Here is a 16,261-nt window from a genome sequence, read left to right on the forward strand (position 1 = left end):
GTTTCACTGATGTTTTCGCGCGGCGGATTCGATGCAAAGACGGGTCGACGCCGGCCGCCCAAAATTGATGCGGTCTTCGTGGCCCTCGCTCAGGACAATCCCGACAAGATGCTCGTGATGGCCCATATCGGCCAGCTTGTTGCCGATGGCTTTGCGGTCTGGGATATGCTCGACAGTGGAGAGATCGAGGTCCGCTTCAACTCGGGCGAGATATTTTTGCTCGCTGAAACCACCATCCTGCGTCTGGTCTGATCGATCGCCAGGAAGAAGGTCCATGCCGGGTGCACGCGCCCGGCTTCTTTCTTTGCGCCATGTGCCAGGCAGATAGTTTCTTGATTTGAAAGCAAGGACCGGAGTTTGGGCGGCCCAAGTCCGGAGTAACTTTGATGCTGATAACAGAGCAAGGAGTTACGACGATGAACCTCATGATCTCCAAACATGCGTTGCGGACCACGCCCCCGACGAAAGCCACGGCTATATCAGCCGATATCCTTTTCTACGCCGTCGCCGGATGCGCGCTGGGCAAGGTCCTGGTCGCACGCAGCGCCAGGGGTGTCTGCGCGATCCTGCTCGGCGACAGCGCCGAAGAACTGACTGCGGATCTCGTCAATCGCTTCCCGCAGGCCACGTTTGTTTCGAATGAAGCCGCGGTCAAGGACGATCTGGCGCAGGTGTTCCGCTACCTCGATACTCCGGCCGAGGGCCTTCATCTCACCCTCGACATGCGCGGGACATCGTTTCAGCGCCGCGTGTGGGAAAAGCTGAAGGCGATCCCCGTCGGCAGGACGGTGAGCTACATGGAGCTGGCCCGCTGGGTCAGCCCTCTGGCCAACCCCCGCGCCGTTGCCAGCGCCTGCGCGGCCAACCCGATTGCACTGGCCATTCCCTGCCACCGCGTCGTCCGTGGCAATGGCGACCTGGCCGGCTATCGCTGGGGCATCGAACGCAAGCGCGAGCTCATCCAGAAGGAAGCCAAGGCATGAACTCTCATGTATCTACCGTCTCTCCGGCCTCTGCGGTTGCGTCCGCAGAGGCCTGGGTTGCCGCCTACGACTGGAAGGCGCTTGCCGGAGAGCTCGACAGCTTCGGCTGCGCCGTGCTGACGAAGCTGCTTGCGCCGGAGGAGTGCCGCGCGATCGCGGGATTGTATCCCGACGAAAGCCACTTTCGCAGTCATGTCATCATGGCGCGGCATGGTTTCGGCAAAGGGGAGTATCGTTACTTCAAGTATCCGCTTCCCGATCTGCTCGGCGGCTTGCGTACCGCTCTCTATCCGCGCCTTGCTGATGTCGCCAATGAATGGAATGCGCGCATGGGGATCGATGAGCGCTATCCCGACGAGCATGCTTCGTTCCTGAAGCAGTGCCACGCCGCCGGCCAGGTGCGCCCGACGCCGCTGTTGCTGCAATATGTCCCGGGCGACTTCAATTGCCTGCATCAGGATCTCTATGGCGATCTCGCTTTTCCGATCCAGGTGGCGATCCTGCTTTCGGAACCTGGCCGGGACTTCACGGGCGGCGAATTCGCCCTGACCGAGCAGCGGCCACGCATGCAGAGCCGCGTCGAGGTCGTACCGCTTCGCCAGGGCGATGCCGTTGCCTTCGCGGTTCACAATCGCCCTGTGCGGGGTTCGAAGGGGAACTATCGCGTGAACCTGCGCCATGGCGTGAGCCGTGTCCGTTCCGGCATGCGGCACACGGTCGGGATCATCTTCCACGACGCCAGATGACAGCATCGCGAAGGCCGGCGTCGCGTTTTTGCGGCGTCGCCCTGCGATCACGCCGTCAGCCTTGAGCCCGCCTTGAAACGTCTGCCCAAGCTTCCCAGGTCGCAAGCCGCTCGGCATACTGCTTCTGAGCGACGCCGAGAGGGATCTCGCCAAGGAACAGCCTGAGCGGGGGCGCCGGCGAGTCGACGACTTGCAGGATGGCCTCGGCGGTTGCCGCCGGGTTGCCTAGTTTGCGTGATGCGCCCGCGGCCTTCAGGCGATCGCGAAGCCCTGCATATTCCGCCATCGTCGGCACGTGGGTCGAAGAACTTCCACGCCAATCGGTGTCGTAGCCGCCGGGTTCTATCAGCGTGACCTTGATGCCGAATTCCGCAACCTCCGACGCCAAGGTTTCTCCAAGACCTTCCACCGCCCACTTTGTTGCGTTGTAGATGCCGGCGGTCGGGAAGGTGATGATACCAGCGATACTGGAGGTTATCAGGATATTCCCTCCGCCCTGTTTGCGAAGGTAAGGCAGCGCGGCCTGGACAACCCATAGGGTGCCGAAGAAGTTCGTTTCGAACTGCGCCCGGGGTATTCTCCTCGTCGGTTTCCTCAATCGCGCCGAAGACGGCGTAGCCGGCATTGCTGACAACAATGTCGAGCCGTCCGAACGTGGCGACGGCAGCGCTCACGGCTTCCCTGACCTTCTCCTCGCTGCGTACGTCGAGGTCGATTACTAGCAGGGCGGAACCGTAGATCTCAGCGAGATCCGCGAGCGTTTTCGGGTTTCTGACGCAGGCCGCGACCTTGTCTCCGCGGGCGAGAACAGCTTCTGTCCAGACGCGTCCGAGCCCTCGCGAGGCTCCGGTAATGAACCAGATCTTTTCGTTCATGGCCAAATCATCCTTATTTTTGAGTGAGCGTTCCCACTCGCCAAATTCGGCGGGTGAGAAGGCAACACGAACTCCACTCGGTTGTCCCATGAGAAGCTAATGGTGGATGATGCCCGGTCGCTAACCGGCATAAGCCAGATAATGCGGCGATCCGGCCAAAGACCGAGACGCCACCTTTTGGATTTGAAGGAGGCGCGCCAATGTCAGGCCATCCGGCCCGGCGCCGATTATTCCGATCTTAGCTTTTACGATTGTGGTCTTGTGTGCCGCTGGGCGGCCGTTTCGAAATCGACGATTTCCGCCTTGGAGCGGCTTTCGACATCCGGCGAGCTGCCGGGTTGCGGCTGTTTCCGGCTTCCTCGTTCAAGGTCACTTGCCGCAGCCTCGGTGAAGTACCGAGCCGGTGTCGTTCCCAGCATGCGCCTGAACATGGCTATGAAAGCGCTCGGGCTTTCATAGCCGAGGTCGAATGCGACGTTCGTAACGGAGTGTCCGGTTGCGAGACGCTGCAATGCCAGGCCGATGTGCAGCTGCTGCCGCCACCGAACGAACGACATGCCCGTCTCGCGCTGGAATAGCCGCGTCAGTGTGCGGTTGCTTGCGCCGACCCGCGCGCCCCATTCCTCGATCGTGAAACGCAGCGAGGGGTCATCGATCAGCGTCTCGATAAGACGCCGAAGGCGGCGATCCGTCGGCATCGGCAAATGCAGGGGTTCGAGCGGGGCTGCCTGCAGTTCATCCAGCAACACGGAGACAAGCCGCTCCTCGCGCGTATCGCCTTCCGGATAGAGCGACGGGCCGGAAGCAAAGCGAAGCAGGAGTTCGCGAAGCAGCGGTTGGACGAACAAAATTCCGCACCCGTCGCGCAAAGAGCTCGCAAGCGTCGGCTCTATATAGAGATTGCCGACCGTGACCCGGCCAACCGAGCGGGCAACATGAGCGACGCCGCTCGGTATCCAGATCGCGCAATGGGGCGGCACAGTCCAAATGCCGCCGGAGGCTTCCACGGTGATGACGCCGCTGACGACATAAAGCAGCTGTGCCTTACGGTGGCGGTGGGGGTCGGTCTCATGGAGGGATGCGAGCTCGATCGTAAGCCCGACGACAGAGCGTGGGACTTCGTCGGGATCCTCCAGGTCCGGGGTACTCGTAATGCTCATCGAGCCGCCTCCTGCTTACGCGGAATACAAAATACGCTTGAAATCGGCGCTCGAACGGCAGACCTGAATAAATCGAAGGTCCGATGAAGCGAGCTGTTGCGGACGGCTTCAGCGTTCATTTGCCGGTGCCCTGAGAGTGACCCCGGACCCATCGCAAGCAACGAAGAACCGATGCCGAATTTGGGGATGAGCCTAGCACAGTAGCCGAAGGTCGGCTCGTGCTGACGTGCCACAAAGTATCGCGACCCGGCCATTTCCCATGCATGGGTGGATCAGGACGGAGTTGCCGCGCGGGCGAGCGGAAGAGCGTGGCAAAAGAAAACCGCCTGCCTGGATGCCAGGCGGGCGGTTGTTCAATCCAGCTTCTCCGCAGCGACGTGGTGATCAGCTGCGCGGCTTAAGGTTCTCTGCATCGTAGAGCGGCTTATAGCCGACGCTGGCGACTTCCACCGGGTAGGTCTCGCCGAAATATTCGACCTTCAGCTTGCGGCCTTCCTGGGCGTAGGACCAAGGCAGGTAGGCGAGCGCGATGTTCTTGCCGATGGTCGGGCCATAGGCGATCGACGTCGTGAAGGAACGGCGGCCGAGTTCGTCGACAAGCGTTTCGCCGGTTTCGGGGTCCATGACCGGCAGGATGCCGACCGGATAGCGCGCCACACGCTTTGAGTCGGTATTGTCGGTCACGACGAGCGTGCAGAGCATGGCCGGCTGATGATCGCGGGCGCGATATTCGAGATGCTTGGCCTTGCCGCGGAAATCGGCGTCCTTGACCTTCGGGCGGGCGAGGTCGGCTTCGAGAAGATTATACTCCGTCAGCAGGTCGGCATTCTGCAGGCGCAAGCTCTTTTCCATGCGGCGGCTGTTGGCATAGGTTTCGACGCCGACGGCGATGGCGCCCGTCGAGCGCAGCGCGTCCCATACAGCCAAGGCGTCGTCATAGGCCATGTGCAATTCCCAGCCCTGTTCGCCGACATAGGAAATGCGGAACGCGGTGACGTTCTTGCCGGCGATGCGGATCTGCTTGATCGCGGCGAAGGGGAAATTTTCCTGCGACAGGATTTCCGGCTCCTCGACGACCTTCTGCAGGTTCGTGCGGGCGTTCGGTCCCCAGATGCCGATCGTGACATAGCGTTCGGTGACATCGGTGATGGTGAGGTCGAAACCCTTGTCTTCAGCGACACGGCGCATGTAGTGGAAATCACGCGGGCCGGCATCGGCGCCGTCGATGAGGCGGCAGCGGTCGGCCATGCGGATCACGGTGAAGTCGGCCCGCACCATGCCCTCGTCGTCGAGGAAGTGGGTGTAGATGCCCTTGCCGATATTGGCATCGCCGCCGATTCGGGCGGCGCAGAGCCATTCCAGCAGCTCGACATGATCGGGGCCTTCGATATCGTACATGGCGAAGTGCGAGAGGTTGATGATGCCGCAGTCTTCGCTCAGCGCCAGGTGCTCGGCGTTTGAGACGCGCCAGAAATGGCGGTTGTCCCATTCGTTTGCACGCACAGGGATACGATCGCCGTATTTTTCGAGCAGGTGCTCGTTGGCGGCATAGCCATGGGCGCGCTCCCAGCCGCCAAGCTCCATGAAATAGCCGCCGAGTTCCTTCTCGCGCTCCCAGAAGGGCGAGCGGCGGACACTTCGGCCAGTCGCATAGGGCTCGCGGGGATGGACGGCCGGATTGTAGATCTTCTGTGCCGCCTCGGTGCAGCGGCCTTCGATGAATTTTTCTTCCAGCATGTGCGGGTAGAAGCGGGAATAGTCGATCTTGTTATGGTCGATCGGCGTGCGGCCGTCGGTCATCCAGTCGGCGACGAGCTTGCCGAAGCCGGGACCGTCCTTCACCCAGATGGCGACGCAATACCACAAGCCTCTGACCTTCTGGCTTTCGCCCACGGAAGGGCCGCCATCGGTCGTCACCTGCAGCAGGCCGTTGAAGGAATGACCTTCGTTGTAGCCAAGCTCGCCGAGGATCGGCGTCAGCTCCATGGCGCGTTCCAGCGGCTCGATGATCTGTTCCATGTCGAGATCGCGCTGCGAGGGCGAAAGACGGGCTTCATGCTTCTCGAGGAGATCGCGCGGATGGCAGAGGCGCGGGTTCTTCTCTTCGTAATAGCCCCATTCGATCTGGCCGCCTTCGGCAGTCTTCGGGTCGCCGGTGTCGCGCATATAGGCGGAGTTGCCCTGGTCGCGCATCAGCGGAAAGCCGATTTCCTTGCCCGTGTTGGCAAATTCATTGTACGGGCCGAAGAAGGTCAGCGGATGGTCGACGGGCATGACCGGCAGGTCCTCGCCGACCATTTCGGCGATCAGTCGGCCCCAGAGGCCGGCGCAGACGATCACGTATTCCGCCTCGATCGTGCCGCGATGGGTGACGACGCCGGTGATGCGGCCGTCCTTGACGATGAGCGACTGGGCAGGCGTATTGGCGAAGGAGAGGAGCTTGCCGCTCTTTTCGCCCTGATCGATCAGCTTGCCGGCAACCGTCTGCGAGCGCGGGATGACGAGGCCGGCATCCGGATCCCACAGGCCGCCCTGCACCATGCTTTCCTCGATCAGCGGGAACTTCTCCTTGATCTCGGCGGGCTCGATCAGACGGGCGCGTGTGCCGAAGGCCTTGCCCGAGGTGACCTTGCGCTCGATTTCCGCCATGCGGTCGTCATCGCCGACGCGTGCGACTTCCAAGCCGCCGACGCGCGCATAATGGCCGAGCTTATCGTAGAAATCGATGGAATAGAGGGTCGTCCAGCAGGAGAGGAAGTCGTGGCTGGTCGTGTAGCAGAAGTCGGAGGCGTGTGCCGTCGAGCCGATATCTGTGGGTATACCTGATTTGTCGATGCCGACAATATCGTCCCAGCCGCGCTCGATCAGATGATGAGCGATCGATGCGCCGACGATACCGCCGAGCCCGATGATGACGACCTTCGCCTTTTGAGGAAATACTGCCATTGCGTGCGACCCTGATTGATACTGAAAACGGATTTTATGATGTGCGCGGCGGCGACCAGAGCCTGTCTACGACATATTCAAGATGCTTGCACGACGACCACGATGCCGTTCGGCTTGGGAAGCGGGGGATTTCGTTGTCATGACCATGGCCGATCATGTCGCAAAGGCGACGGCATGCTTCCACTGCACTATTGCGGGATGGATTGCATCATGATCTCACGGCGCAAAATCGGGCCTTCGTCGCCGAAATAGGTCGTCAGCAGCTTTGGGAAATCATCCGATTGGTAGACGTCCGTCAGGGTCTGATCCACGAGCAGGCGAAAGGCTGAGTCATCCTGCTTGAGTGCGATTCCGTAGGGTTCGTGCGTGAACAGGCGATTGCCGATTGCGAGCGCCGAAGGATTGCGGGCATGCGATGCAAGATCGAAGAGCAGCGCGCGATCGGCGAAATAGGCATCGATCTTGTGGCCTTCGAGAGCGGCGAGGCCATCCTGATGCGTGGCAAAATCGGCAATCCGCGTTTTTGGCACGTCGGAGCCCAGCGCTTCGCGCAGCGTCGCGCCCGTCGTCGTGTCGGAACGGACGCCGATCGTGCTTGTCGCCGGCGCTTGCTTGCTGGAGGCGAGCGTCGGACGCTTGTCGAGGAAGAGCATCATCAGATAGTCGGGCGAATCCTTGCGCAATAGGGCGCTCGCCCCCGTCAGGAAGATCGGCTGCGAGAAATCGACATTTTGACGCCTGCCGAGATTGATGGTGAGGGCGCCGCAGAGAAGGTCGACCCGGCCGTCCTTCACCGCATTGAAGCCATCGGCCAGGGTGGTTTCGACGTAATCGCGCTTCAGGTTGGCGACCTTGCGCCCGACCGCGTCGGCGATTTTGCCGCAGAGGTCAACGGCGTATCCCGTGGGACTGCCATCCTTTTTCTTGGAGGAAAAAGGCGCCTCGTCATTGATGTAGCCGATGCGAAGCGTGCCTTTTTGCGCGACAAGATCGAGTGTTTGCGCGGCTGCTGCCGCATAGGCAGAGATGCCGAGGGCAACGCCTGCGACAATCCATCGTCTCATGCAATTCGCCGGCATGGTCCTGATCTCCGAAAGAATGGTGGCGATCGCAAAGGCTTACCTCAGATTATGGTCTGACGGACGTTTGTCAACGATGGATTGTCTCCGGCACTTTTCCGGTCGAATAAGGGTGGTGGACGCACCCTTGTTTGCAAAGCCCGGCCTCTATCGAGACAAGTCGTGACGGTCGGCCCAACCGGAAATGGCAGCGGCAATCGCCTCTGGCTGGTCTTCGGGTGCGATGTGCCTGGCCGGACCGCAATTTTCGACCTCCAGATTGGCCACATTCGCACGACACCAGGCTGTCATTGCCTCGCCGATCAGCAGGGTTTCCGCCGGGCCGTCGAAGGTCAGCAGCAGCTTCGGGATATCTGTGCTTTCCGCTAGCCAGACATCATAGGCTTCGATCCGTGCGACGACATCGGCCGGCTTGCCTTCGATCGGCATCGCGCGCGGCCAGGCAAGCAAAGGCCGTCGGCTTTCGCGCGTCGGGTAGGGTGCACGGTAGACGGCGTGGTCTTCCGCGCTCAGACCGTTGAGAACGGTGGCCTTCAGCGCCTGCTCGATGAAGAAATTCTCGTCCAGAACCTTCGTTTCGCCCGTACCCGGCGAGCGCAGCGCTTCATAGCGGGGGCGTGCGTTCGGGAGATCGTCCCAGGTCATTGGCCTCATGATTGTTTCCATGAAGGCGATGCCGCGCACGCGTTCCGAATGGCGGGCAGCCCAATCGAAGGCGAGGGCGCCGCCCCAGTCATGGCCGACCAGCACGACGCCGTCGAGCGCCAGCGCCTCGAACCAGGCGTCGAGATAGCGGGCATGATCGTCAAAACTGTAAGCAATGTCAGGCTTGCCGGAGCGGCCCATGCCGATGAGATCGGGCGCAAGGCGGCGGGTGGGTGTGGCAACGCGGGGTGAGATATGCCGCCAGAGATGGGATGAGGTGGGATTGCCATGCAGAAATACGAAAGGCGTTCCCGTTGCTGCATCCTCGTAGAAGATCGTCGAGTCCAGCACGTTGAGCACGGGCATGTGGGGTATCCTCTCTCGAAAGGAAATGGTAAGGTACCTGTCTATCTATCATAATAGTCAGGTACCTGTCTATATCCATGGAAAATCGTGTTCCTACCCGTCTGTCCTTGGGTCTGCTGCTGCGGCTCGTGCACCAGCATTGGACACAGGATGTCGAAGCCGCACTTGAAGAAGCCGGCTTCGGCGATATCCGCCCGCCGCATGCCAATGTCTTCACTTTCGCCCGTCCGGAGGGAATTCAGGTGAGCGAACTCACAAGGCTCGCCCATGTCCGCAAGCAGACGATGACGCAGGCGGTGGAAGAGCTCGAGCGACTGGGTTATGTCGAGCGCCGGCCGGACCCCAACGACCGGCGTGCGCGGCTGGTTTTCCTCACCGAGCGCGGCAAGGGCGTACGGCCGGTCGCGATGGCAACCGGCCGGCTGGTGGACCAGCGTTGGTCAGATATGGCCGGTTCGCAAGAGATCGAGGGGATCAAGCAAGCTTTGCAGGCCTTGCTTGAAAAGCTGCGCAGCGGCGACGGAAATGCCGCCGAGCCGATCGACGGGGCCGGCACCTAAGCCGCTGCTGCCATCGTGCATGGTCGATTCGATATCACGAAGAGTTTCGTTACCCCGCTGCGAATTCTGGCCTATCTGTTTTGCACGGTCGTCAACCCATAGGAACGCTGATGCAGGAGAGAAATTTGATACGACAGGCAAGTGGCGCGATGCGCAAAGCGGGCTTTGCTTTCGGCGCCGGTTTTGCAGTGCTTTGCGCGGTCGTCAGCCCCGTGATTACCTCGCCGGCGGCGGCGCAGACGATCATCGACGACTGGAACAAGGTGAAGGTGCCGGCACCGCCGCAATTGAAGCCGGTCACGGTCGATCTGAAGACGACCGCATTGCTGATCCTCGATTTCAACGGCGCGCAGGACCCGACCAAGGGGCCGTGCAACAAGAACACCAAGCCGCGCTGCCTGGCCTCCGTGCCGAAAGTCAAAACCCTGCTTGACCAGGCACGCGCGAAGGAGATGCTTGTCGTCTTCAGCCTGGCTGGCGCCGGCGAGCCGCAGGATATCGCCACGGCTCTGGCGCCGCTGGCAAGCGAGCCGATCGTCAAGTCCGGTGCCGACAAGTTCATCGGTACCAATCTCCGCAGCATCCTGGCCGACAAGGGCATCAAGACCGTCATCGTGACCGGCACGGCCTCGGAAGGCGCGGTGCTCGATACCGCGACGGATGCCGCGCTGAACGGCATGAACATCATCCTGCCCGTCGACGGCATGTCGTCCACCGAGCTCTATGGCGAGCAGTATGTGGCCTGGCATATGGTCAACGCACCGGGTGTCTCCCAGAAGACGACGCTGACCCGCATTGACATGATCAAGTTCTGATCCGGTAGCGGCTCGATGGAAACATCCCGCTTCCATTGCGATAGCGGGATGTCAGTGCGGCTTTAGCTAAGCCAGCGCTTCGTCGAACAGGTTCAGAAGGCGCTTCCAGTGCCTTTTGGCGCCGGTCTCGTCGTAAACGCCATGGTGGTCGGGCACGGTCCATCCATGCGCCATGCCGACATAGTTTTCGATGATGTGGTCGACGCCGCCGGTGCGCAGCGCCTCGGCAAGGCGGGCGGATTGCTCGGGCGGAAAGCTGTTGTCGACGCCGGCAACGCCGACATAGACTCGCGCCTTGATATCGGCTGCAAGGCGGTGCGGGCTGTCTTCCGCGTCGCTGGCGAGATTGCCGCCGTGGAAGCTGGCTGCCGCCGCGATGCGGTCGGGATAGGTCGCAGCAGCGGTCAGCGCGCGGCCCCCGCCCATGCAGTATCCGACCGTGCCGACCGGGCCGACGGCTCCGGCAGCTGACAGGGCATCGAGGAAGGCGGCGCTGTCGTGCTTGGTCATTTCCTGCGTCGTTCCGCGCAGCATGGTCATAATCGTTTCACGAGATGCCGGGTTGCCGAAGGCACTGCCGTCGAAGGGGCCATAAGCGCCGAAGCGGTAGAAGAGATCGGGAAGCAGCACCATGTGGCCAGCATCGGCGAGCCGCTGTGCCATGCCGTCAAGGGAATCGCGCGGACCCATGGCATCCATGTAGAAGATCACGCCGTGTTCGGCCGGAGCGCCATTGTCGGGGCGGAAGAGAGCGGCTTTGGCGACCCCGTCGGCCGTCTTGATGTCGATGTCTTGTTTCATCGTCGTATCCCTTGCGATCCTTGTTGTCTGTTTATCTTCCCCGCGCGGCGGGCACTTTGGCAAATGGCCGACAGGTGCTCAATAGCATCCCTTGCCGAAAGTGATGCGACTGGCCGATCGCCGATCAACATCTCTTGAGTTTCCGTGTTCGGCCGCCGTGACATAGTATCGCCGGCAACCGCGGCTATATGCCGGACCTTTGGAGGATAAGTTTTGATGTCTTTTCGCCAGATGGTTCCGGGCCTGATACTGGCCTTCTCGTTGATATCAACGCCTGCCTTTGCCGCGCCGCCGGAGCAGGCTCGCGCTGAACCGGGCGGAGGCGGCGTCCTTTCGCTCCTGCCGCCCGATGCGGTGAGCGACCACGTGTTGAATGCCGACGGCAAGAGCATGGCCTATACGGCGACGGCCGGAACGCTCGATCTCTTCAGTCAGGACGGCCAGCGCAGTGCGGCGATTTTCTACACCGCCTATGTCGCGAAAAACCGTGATGCCGGCCGGCCTGTCACCTTCGTGTTCAACGGCGGGCCGGGTGCTGCGTCGGCATTCCTCAATCTCGGTCTGGTAGGCCCACGCATTCTCGATTTCGGCCCCGATGGCCGCGATGGCGCCAATGCCAAGCTGGTCGACAATCCGCAGAGCTGGCTCAATTTCACCGATCTTGTGCTGATCGATCCGATCGGCACTGGCTGGAGCCGAACGGTGAAGCCGGATGACCAGAACGAGTTCTACGGCGTGGAGAGCGATGCCGAAAGCCTTGCCAAGGCGATCGCCCTTTACGTCGCCCATAACGGTCGCGCCGCGTCGCCGAAGTATATTCTCGGGGAAAGCTATGGCGGGTTTCGTTCCGTCAAGGTCGCCAACAGCCTGCGCGAGGATCAGGGCATCCTGATCTCCGGCATCGTCATGCTTTCGCCCTTGCTCGAGGGCCGGCTGGTCTTTGGCGGTAGCGACGATGCGCTCGGTGCTGCCCTGGAGCTGCCCTCGCTGGCAGCCGCCCAGCTCGAGCGGCAAAATGCTTTCAGCGACAAGGCGGTTCAAGATGCCCAGGCTTTCGCTCTGAACGAATATCTGCCAGCTCTTGCCGGGCCGCCGCCCTCCGGCGATGCCGGCCGCGCCTTCTACGGCCGGGTGGCAAAACTAACCGGCATTCCCGAGGATATCGTTGCCAAGAACCAAGGTTTTCTCGGTAGCGTCTATCGGAAACATTCCGATGGTAGTGGCGGCGAGGTGGCGAGTGCCTACGATGCATCCTTCCTGGCGCCCGATCCTTATCCCCAATCGGAATCCGAACATGGCGGCGACCCGATCCTCGACGGTTTCGTGCGAGCCTATGGCGGCGCGTTTTCCAGCTATGCGCGCGATGAGTTGGGCTTCCATACCGATATGACCTACACGCTGCTGTCGACATCGGTGAACAGGCAGTGGAAATGGGGCGGGCGAAACGACGGCGGCTCGCGCCTCAGCGCCGGCGTCACCGACGATCTCACGGAACTGCTGTCGCTGTCACCGTCCTTCCGCCTCATGGTGGGACAGGGCTACAGCGACCTCGTCATTCCCTTCGGCGTCAACAAATATGTGCTCGATCACATGCCACCGGCCTTTGCCGATCGCGTGGCGCTGAAACTCTACCGCGGCGGCCACATGTTCTACACCCGGCCGACATCGCGCGAGCAGTTCACCACGGATGCCAAGGCGTTCTTTACTACGCAGCCTCCGGCCGCGCCGGCGGTGAAGTCGAACTAAAACAATTCCAGGAAAAGTGTGCAGTGGTTCCGTGAACGCGTCACCAGTCTAGTCGTGTTGCTGCAGCTGAAAGAGATGCTTGATGCGTGAGCTCAGCGAACTGACGGGAGTGCCGTGGACCAGCATATCGGCGTTGGCGAACAGATGGTGTTCGGCGTCGATGCGCTTCGCCATGATGGCACCCAACTCCTCGGCGAGGGCAGGTCTGTCATGCAAGAGCGGCGCCAGGCATTCCTCGCCGATTTCATAGGTGACGACAAAGGTCAGGGCGCGGACCGTCCCGACTTCGCCTGTTCCCATCAACAGGCCGTTTTCGCCGAAATAATCGCCAGGCGCGAGCCGTGTCAGTTCGATCTGCCGATGCCCCTCGCGGCGGGTGATGCTGACGACGCCCGAGCGCACGATCGTCAGCGCGCGAAGCTGTGCGTCCTGTTCGGCGATGACCGCGTCCTTGCGATAGGTGCGGCGCTGCATGCGCGACGCCAGATGCTCCTTTTCGTCTTCGGTCAGCGAGGAGAATAGCGGGATGTTGCTGACCAGCCGCCATGGCGTTCCGGGAGCGTGCTGTTGCTCCCCGGGGCTTTCCGCCTTGTGTTCCATCGGAAACGCGATCGTACCGGGAGGGCCGGCGAGTTTCAGGCCTGCGGCTTTCGAATGGCGATAGAGGAGATCATAGATCTCATTCTTTGCGCCCATCGTCTGCGAGATGTCGCGCACACGGAATGTGAGTTGTAGCTCTATCGCCTGGCCGTCGATCGAATTGATGGCAACGCTGGGTTCGGGTGTCTTCTGGATCGAGTTGCAACTGATCAACACGCTTTGCATCACATCGGCGACGATGCTTGGCAGGGTGGTCGGCTGAACGCGTACGGTGACGGTGGCGCCGTGGCTCTCGTCGGGCGAGGAGAGGTTGGTCAGCCGTGTCTTGGCAAGGACGCTGTTCGGGATGACCACCAGATCGTTGGTGCCGTTCAGCAGCTGCGTAGCCCGCCAGTTGGTTTCCACGACACGGCCTTGAATATCGTTTTCGAGGACGATCCAGTCGCCGACGGAATAGGGCCGCCCGAGATTGAGGGCGATGCCGGAGAAGACATCGCTCAACGTGCTCTGCAATGCCAGGCCGAGAATGATGGCGAAGACGCCGGAGGTGGCGATCAGCGTGCCCACCGGAACGCTGAAGACGTCGGCGACAATGGAGAGAATGGCGCCGAGATAGATGACGCCAACGATCAGATCCTGCAGCAGCCGGCCCTCGCGCGGCTTGCGCTCGAAGATGAGGAACAGGCGCACGCAGGCGATCAGCACCCAGGCCCCGTTGATCCACCAGATTATCTTGGCGAAGCCGGTGAAGGTGCGCAGCGTCACCGACACCTGCGGCGGGCTTGGCTCATAGGGTATTATGCCGTGATAGAGCAGAAGCAGGGTCAGGCAGACGAAAAAGATAGCCTGCCCTATCAGCCGCCCGGCGCGCTGATGCCGTAGCATGACACGGCTGACGAATGTGCCGATGACCACCAGGATGCAGAACTGGACGATCGGATCATCGAGAAGTGCAAGGGACATGGGGATTCGGCCGCACTCAATCTATCGGATGGGCGCTAAATTGGCATGAAAGGGTTAGCAATGCCATATGGTGATGAACAGGAACGTCTTCGTCCTCGACCGAAGCCTTGATAATTAGATGACGATTATCATCTTACATCTGTCATCCCGTCCTGCTATCAGCCTTCGACGGCGCACCTCCCGGCGCTTCGACATCATCAAGGAATACCCATGACACAGTCATTTGTGATTAGCGGCGATTTGCTGATCGGCGCAGAGTCGACCGGCGACAACAGAACCGCGCGCGCCATCAACCCGGCGACCGGCGCGAAGCTGGAGCCGGCTTTCGCGATCGCGAGCGAGGCTGATGTGGCAAGGGCCTGCGAACTGGCCTCTCAGGCTTTCGACGTCTACCGCGCGACCAGCCCCGAGGAGCGGGCGGCATTTCTCGAAAAGATCGCTGACAATATCATTGATATCGGCGACGCGCTGATCGAGCGGGCGGCGGAGGAGACCGGTCTGCCGCTGGCACGTCTGCAGGGCGAGCGCGGCCGCACCGTCGGCCAGCTTCGGCTGTTCGCGCAGGTGGTTCGCTCCGGCGAATGGCTCGATCTCCGCGTCGACCCGGCATTGCCGGAGCGCAAGCCGCTGCCGCGGCCCGATCTTCGCCTGCGTCAGATTCCGCTCGGCCCGGTCGCCGTCTTCGGCGCCAGCAATTTCCCGCTCGCCTTCTCGGTCGCCGGCGGTGATACCGCGTCCGCGCTTGCCGCTGGGTGCCCGGTTGTCGTCAAGGGACATCTCGCCCATCCGGGCACGGGCGAGCTGGTGGGACGCGCCATCCGCACCGCTGTGGCGGCCTGCGGCTTGCCCGAAGGCACGTTTTCGCTGCTGACCGGCGCCAATGAGACCGGCGCGGCGCTGGTGCGCGATCCGCGCATCAAGGCTGTCGGCTTCACCGGCTCGCGTGGCGGCGGCCTGGCGCTTGGCGCTATCGCCGCGGCGCGGCCGGAGCCGATCCCCGTTTATGCCGAGATGAGCAGCGTCAATCCCGTTTTCCTGTTTCCGGCCGCACTTGCGGCACGGGCCGAGGCGATCGGCACGGGCTTCATCGAATCCCTGACGCTCGGTGCCGGCCAGTTCTGCACCAATCCCGGCCTGCTCTTCGCCATCGATGGTCCGGATCTCGATCGTTTCGTCGCAGCTGCCAGCGCGGCGCTCACCGGCCGCGCGCCGGCGCCGATGCTGACGCCAGGCATCCATGCTGCCTTCGACAAGGGCGTGGCTGCCCTGGCGGATCACGAGGCGGTCAAGACCGTCGCTCATGGCGCGCCGGCCGAGGGCGTTAACCGCAGCCCCGGCATCTTCTTCGAAACCGATGTCGAGCCCTTCCTTGCCGACGAGCGGCTCGGGCATGAGGTCTTCGGCGCGGCGGGCCTGCTGGTGCGCTGCAAGGACATCGACCAGATGATTGCGGTTGCCGAAAAGCTTGAGGGCCAGTTGACCGCCACGTTGCAGATCGAGGCTGGCGATCACGCCGTTGCCGCAAAGCTGCTGCCGGTGCTGGAGCGCAAGGCCGGGCGCATTCTCGCCAATGGCTGGCCGACCGGCGTGGAAGTCTCCCACGCCATGGTGCATGGCGGGCCGTTCCCGGCGACATCGGACAGCCGCACGACGTCGGTCGGCACGCTCGCCATCCGTCGCTTCCTGCGCCCGGTATCCTATCAGGACCTGCCGGAAGGGCTGCTGCCGGTGGAGCTGCGGGATGAAGGCATCAAGGGCCTGCCGCATCTGCTGGATGGCGTTCGCAAGGCACATTGAACGCTGGAGAGCCCCTCATCCGGCCTGTCGGCCACCTTCTCCCCGCTCGCGGGGAGAAGGGGATAGTCGCCCCCGCAGCCTTCCATTCAGCTACCTGTTGGACGAGGGTACAGAGGTCGTTCCCTCTCCCGTCAGAACGGGGGGAGGGCTAGGGTGAGGGGCAACCCCGCGACCTGAAG

15 protein-coding genes and 1 pseudogene are annotated in these 16,261 nt (G+C 62.0%); 8 read left to right on the forward strand and 8 right to left on the reverse strand.

Annotated elements, in window-relative coordinates:
* The first annotated feature begins 9 nt into the window (after positions 1 to 9).
* The 3 genes from JTP94_RS25570 to JTP94_RS25580 all read left to right on the forward strand — a co-directional run bounded on the left by JTP94_RS25570 (position 10) and on the right by JTP94_RS25580 (position 1,729).
* On the forward strand, positions 10 to 252 hold the full coding sequence (locus JTP94_RS25570; RefSeq protein WP_204853231.1) for a hypothetical protein: 243 nt from the start codon (positions 10 to 12) through the stop codon (positions 250 to 252).
* 164 nt (positions 253 to 416) lie between these two features.
* Positions 417 to 983 (forward strand): methylated-DNA--[protein]-cysteine S-methyltransferase, encoded by a 567-nt coding sequence (locus JTP94_RS25575; protein ID WP_204853232.1) that lies wholly within the window; start codon positions 417 to 419, stop codon positions 981 to 983.
* Positions 980 to 1,729, forward strand: coding sequence for a 2OG-Fe(II) oxygenase (locus JTP94_RS25580; protein WP_204853233.1), 750 nt, complete (start codon positions 980 to 982; stop codon positions 1,727 to 1,729). The genes JTP94_RS25575 and JTP94_RS25580 overlap by 4 nt, the downstream gene beginning before the upstream one ends.
* A 55-nt stretch (positions 1,730 to 1,784) precedes the next feature.
* Here the strand turns inward: JTP94_RS25580 and JTP94_RS25585 are convergent, their stop codons facing one another.
* Positions 1,785 to 2,354, reverse strand: a complete 570-nt coding sequence (locus JTP94_RS25585) for an SDR family NAD(P)-dependent oxidoreductase (RefSeq protein ID WP_281434838.1) — start codon at positions 2,352 to 2,354, stop codon at positions 1,785 to 1,787.
* On the opposite strand from JTP94_RS25585, the gene JTP94_RS35835 reads away from it, so the two are divergent.
* Entirely contained in the window at positions 2,269 to 2,451 is a 183-nt protein-coding gene (locus JTP94_RS35835; RefSeq protein WP_281434839.1) for a hypothetical protein, read from the forward strand. The two genes, JTP94_RS25585 and JTP94_RS35835, sit on opposite strands and share 86 nt — an antisense overlap.
* Here JTP94_RS35835 and JTP94_RS35840 read toward each other — a convergent pair.
* From JTP94_RS35840 to JTP94_RS25605, 5 genes and pseudogenes are all read right to left on the reverse strand, one after another.
* A pseudogene (locus tag JTP94_RS35840) lies at positions 2,362 to 2,694 on the reverse strand (SDR family NAD(P)-dependent oxidoreductase); the annotation flags it as partial. The gene JTP94_RS35835 and the pseudogene JTP94_RS35840 overlap by 90 nt on opposite strands.
* Positions 2,695 to 2,849: 155 nt before the next feature.
* Positions 2,850 to 3,764, reverse strand: coding sequence for a helix-turn-helix domain-containing protein (locus JTP94_RS25590; RefSeq protein ID WP_204853234.1), 915 nt, complete (start codon positions 3,762 to 3,764; stop codon positions 2,850 to 2,852).
* A gap of 384 nt (positions 3,765 to 4,148) precedes the next feature.
* Positions 4,149 to 6,710: an FAD-dependent oxidoreductase gene (locus JTP94_RS25595; RefSeq protein ID WP_204853235.1), complete on the reverse strand. Its 2,562-nt coding sequence runs from the start codon at positions 6,708 to 6,710 to the stop codon at positions 4,149 to 4,151.
* Between the two features lie 188 nt (positions 6,711 to 6,898).
* On the reverse strand, positions 6,899 to 7,789 hold the full coding sequence (locus tag JTP94_RS25600; RefSeq protein WP_204853236.1) for an amino acid ABC transporter substrate-binding protein: 891 nt from the start codon (positions 7,787 to 7,789) through the stop codon (positions 6,899 to 6,901).
* A gap of 147 nt (positions 7,790 to 7,936) precedes the next feature.
* Complete coding sequence (locus JTP94_RS25605) at positions 7,937 to 8,800, reverse strand: haloalkane dehalogenase (RefSeq protein ID WP_204853237.1); 864 nt, start codon at positions 8,798 to 8,800, stop codon at positions 7,937 to 7,939.
* 77 nt (positions 8,801 to 8,877) lie between these two features.
* Between JTP94_RS25605 and JTP94_RS25610 the strand changes: the two genes are divergently transcribed.
* Together JTP94_RS25610 and JTP94_RS25615 are read left to right on the forward strand one after the other, a co-directional pair.
* A complete protein-coding gene (locus JTP94_RS25610; RefSeq protein WP_204853238.1) occupies positions 8,878 to 9,360 on the forward strand; it encodes a MarR family winged helix-turn-helix transcriptional regulator in 483 nt (160 codons plus the stop codon).
* A 110-nt stretch (positions 9,361 to 9,470) separates the two neighbouring features.
* A complete protein-coding gene (locus JTP94_RS25615; RefSeq protein ID WP_204853239.1) occupies positions 9,471 to 10,175 on the forward strand; it encodes an isochorismatase family protein in 705 nt (234 codons plus the stop codon).
* Between the two features lie 66 nt (positions 10,176 to 10,241).
* On the opposite strand, the gene JTP94_RS25620 is transcribed toward JTP94_RS25615, so the two are convergent.
* Positions 10,242 to 10,976 carry a dienelactone hydrolase family protein gene (locus JTP94_RS25620; protein ID WP_204853240.1) on the reverse strand — a complete coding sequence of 245 codons (735 nt, stop codon included), beginning with the start codon at positions 10,974 to 10,976 and terminating at the stop codon, positions 10,242 to 10,244.
* 216 nt (positions 10,977 to 11,192) lie between these two features.
* Between JTP94_RS25620 and JTP94_RS25625 the strand changes: the two genes are divergently transcribed.
* Positions 11,193 to 12,722, forward strand: coding sequence for a S10 family peptidase (locus JTP94_RS25625; protein WP_204853241.1), 1,530 nt, complete (start codon positions 11,193 to 11,195; stop codon positions 12,720 to 12,722).
* A 48-nt stretch (positions 12,723 to 12,770) separates the two neighbouring features.
* Here JTP94_RS25625 and JTP94_RS25630 read toward each other — a convergent pair whose 3' ends face one another.
* Complete coding sequence (locus tag JTP94_RS25630) at positions 12,771 to 14,285, reverse strand: mechanosensitive ion channel family protein (RefSeq protein WP_204853242.1); 1,515 nt, start codon at positions 14,283 to 14,285, stop codon at positions 12,771 to 12,773.
* 210 nt (positions 14,286 to 14,495) lie between these two features.
* Between JTP94_RS25630 and JTP94_RS25635 the strand changes: the two genes are divergently transcribed.
* Positions 14,496 to 16,082, forward strand: coding sequence for an aldehyde dehydrogenase (NADP(+)) (locus tag JTP94_RS25635; protein ID WP_204853243.1), 1,587 nt, complete (start codon positions 14,496 to 14,498; stop codon positions 16,080 to 16,082).
* The last annotated feature ends 179 nt before the right edge of the window (positions 16,083 to 16,261 follow it).

The organism is Martinezella lusitana (assembly GCF_016901135.1).
GTDB lineage: Bacteria > Pseudomonadota > Alphaproteobacteria > Rhizobiales > Rhizobiaceae > Rhizobium > Rhizobium lusitanum_D.

Bases quoted from the DNA above. Each gene is read 5' to 3' on its own strand.
- JTP94_RS25615 (WP_204853239.1), top strand. From the start codon at position 9,471: ATGCAGGAGAGAAATTTGATACGACAGGCAAGTGGCGCGATGCGCAAA.
- JTP94_RS25605 (WP_204853237.1), bottom strand. From the start codon at position 8,800: ATGCCCGTGCTCAACGTGCTGGACTCGACGATCTTCTACGAGGATGCA.
- JTP94_RS25580 (WP_204853233.1), top strand. From the start codon at position 980: ATGAACTCTCATGTATCTACCGTCTCTCCGGCCTCTGCGGTTGCGTCC.
- JTP94_RS25630 (WP_204853242.1), bottom strand. From the start codon at position 14,285: ATGTCCCTTGCACTTCTCGATGATCCGATCGTCCAGTTCTGCATCCTG.
- JTP94_RS25595 (WP_204853235.1), bottom strand. From the start codon at position 6,710: ATGGCAGTATTTCCTCAAAAGGCGAAGGTCGTCATCATCGGGCTCGGC.
- JTP94_RS25600 (WP_204853236.1), bottom strand. From the start codon at position 7,789: ATGCCGGCGAATTGCATGAGACGATGGATTGTCGCAGGCGTTGCCCTC.
- JTP94_RS25590 (WP_204853234.1), bottom strand. From the start codon at position 3,764: ATGAGCATTACGAGTACCCCGGACCTGGAGGATCCCGACGAAGTCCCA.
- JTP94_RS25585 (WP_281434838.1), bottom strand. From the start codon at position 2,354: ATGCCGGCTACGCCGTCTTCGGCGCGATTGAGGAAACCGACGAGGAGA.
- JTP94_RS25570 (WP_204853231.1), top strand. From the start codon at position 10: ATGTTTTCGCGCGGCGGATTCGATGCAAAGACGGGTCGACGCCGGCCG.
- JTP94_RS25635 (WP_204853243.1), top strand. From the start codon at position 14,496: ATGACACAGTCATTTGTGATTAGCGGCGATTTGCTGATCGGCGCAGAG.
- JTP94_RS25625 (WP_204853241.1), top strand. From the start codon at position 11,193: ATGTCTTTTCGCCAGATGGTTCCGGGCCTGATACTGGCCTTCTCGTTG.
- JTP94_RS25620 (WP_204853240.1), bottom strand. From the start codon at position 10,976: ATGAAACAAGACATCGACATCAAGACGGCCGACGGGGTCGCCAAAGCC.
- JTP94_RS25575 (WP_204853232.1), top strand. From the start codon at position 417: ATGAACCTCATGATCTCCAAACATGCGTTGCGGACCACGCCCCCGACG.
- JTP94_RS25610 (WP_204853238.1), top strand. From the start codon at position 8,878: ATGGAAAATCGTGTTCCTACCCGTCTGTCCTTGGGTCTGCTGCTGCGG.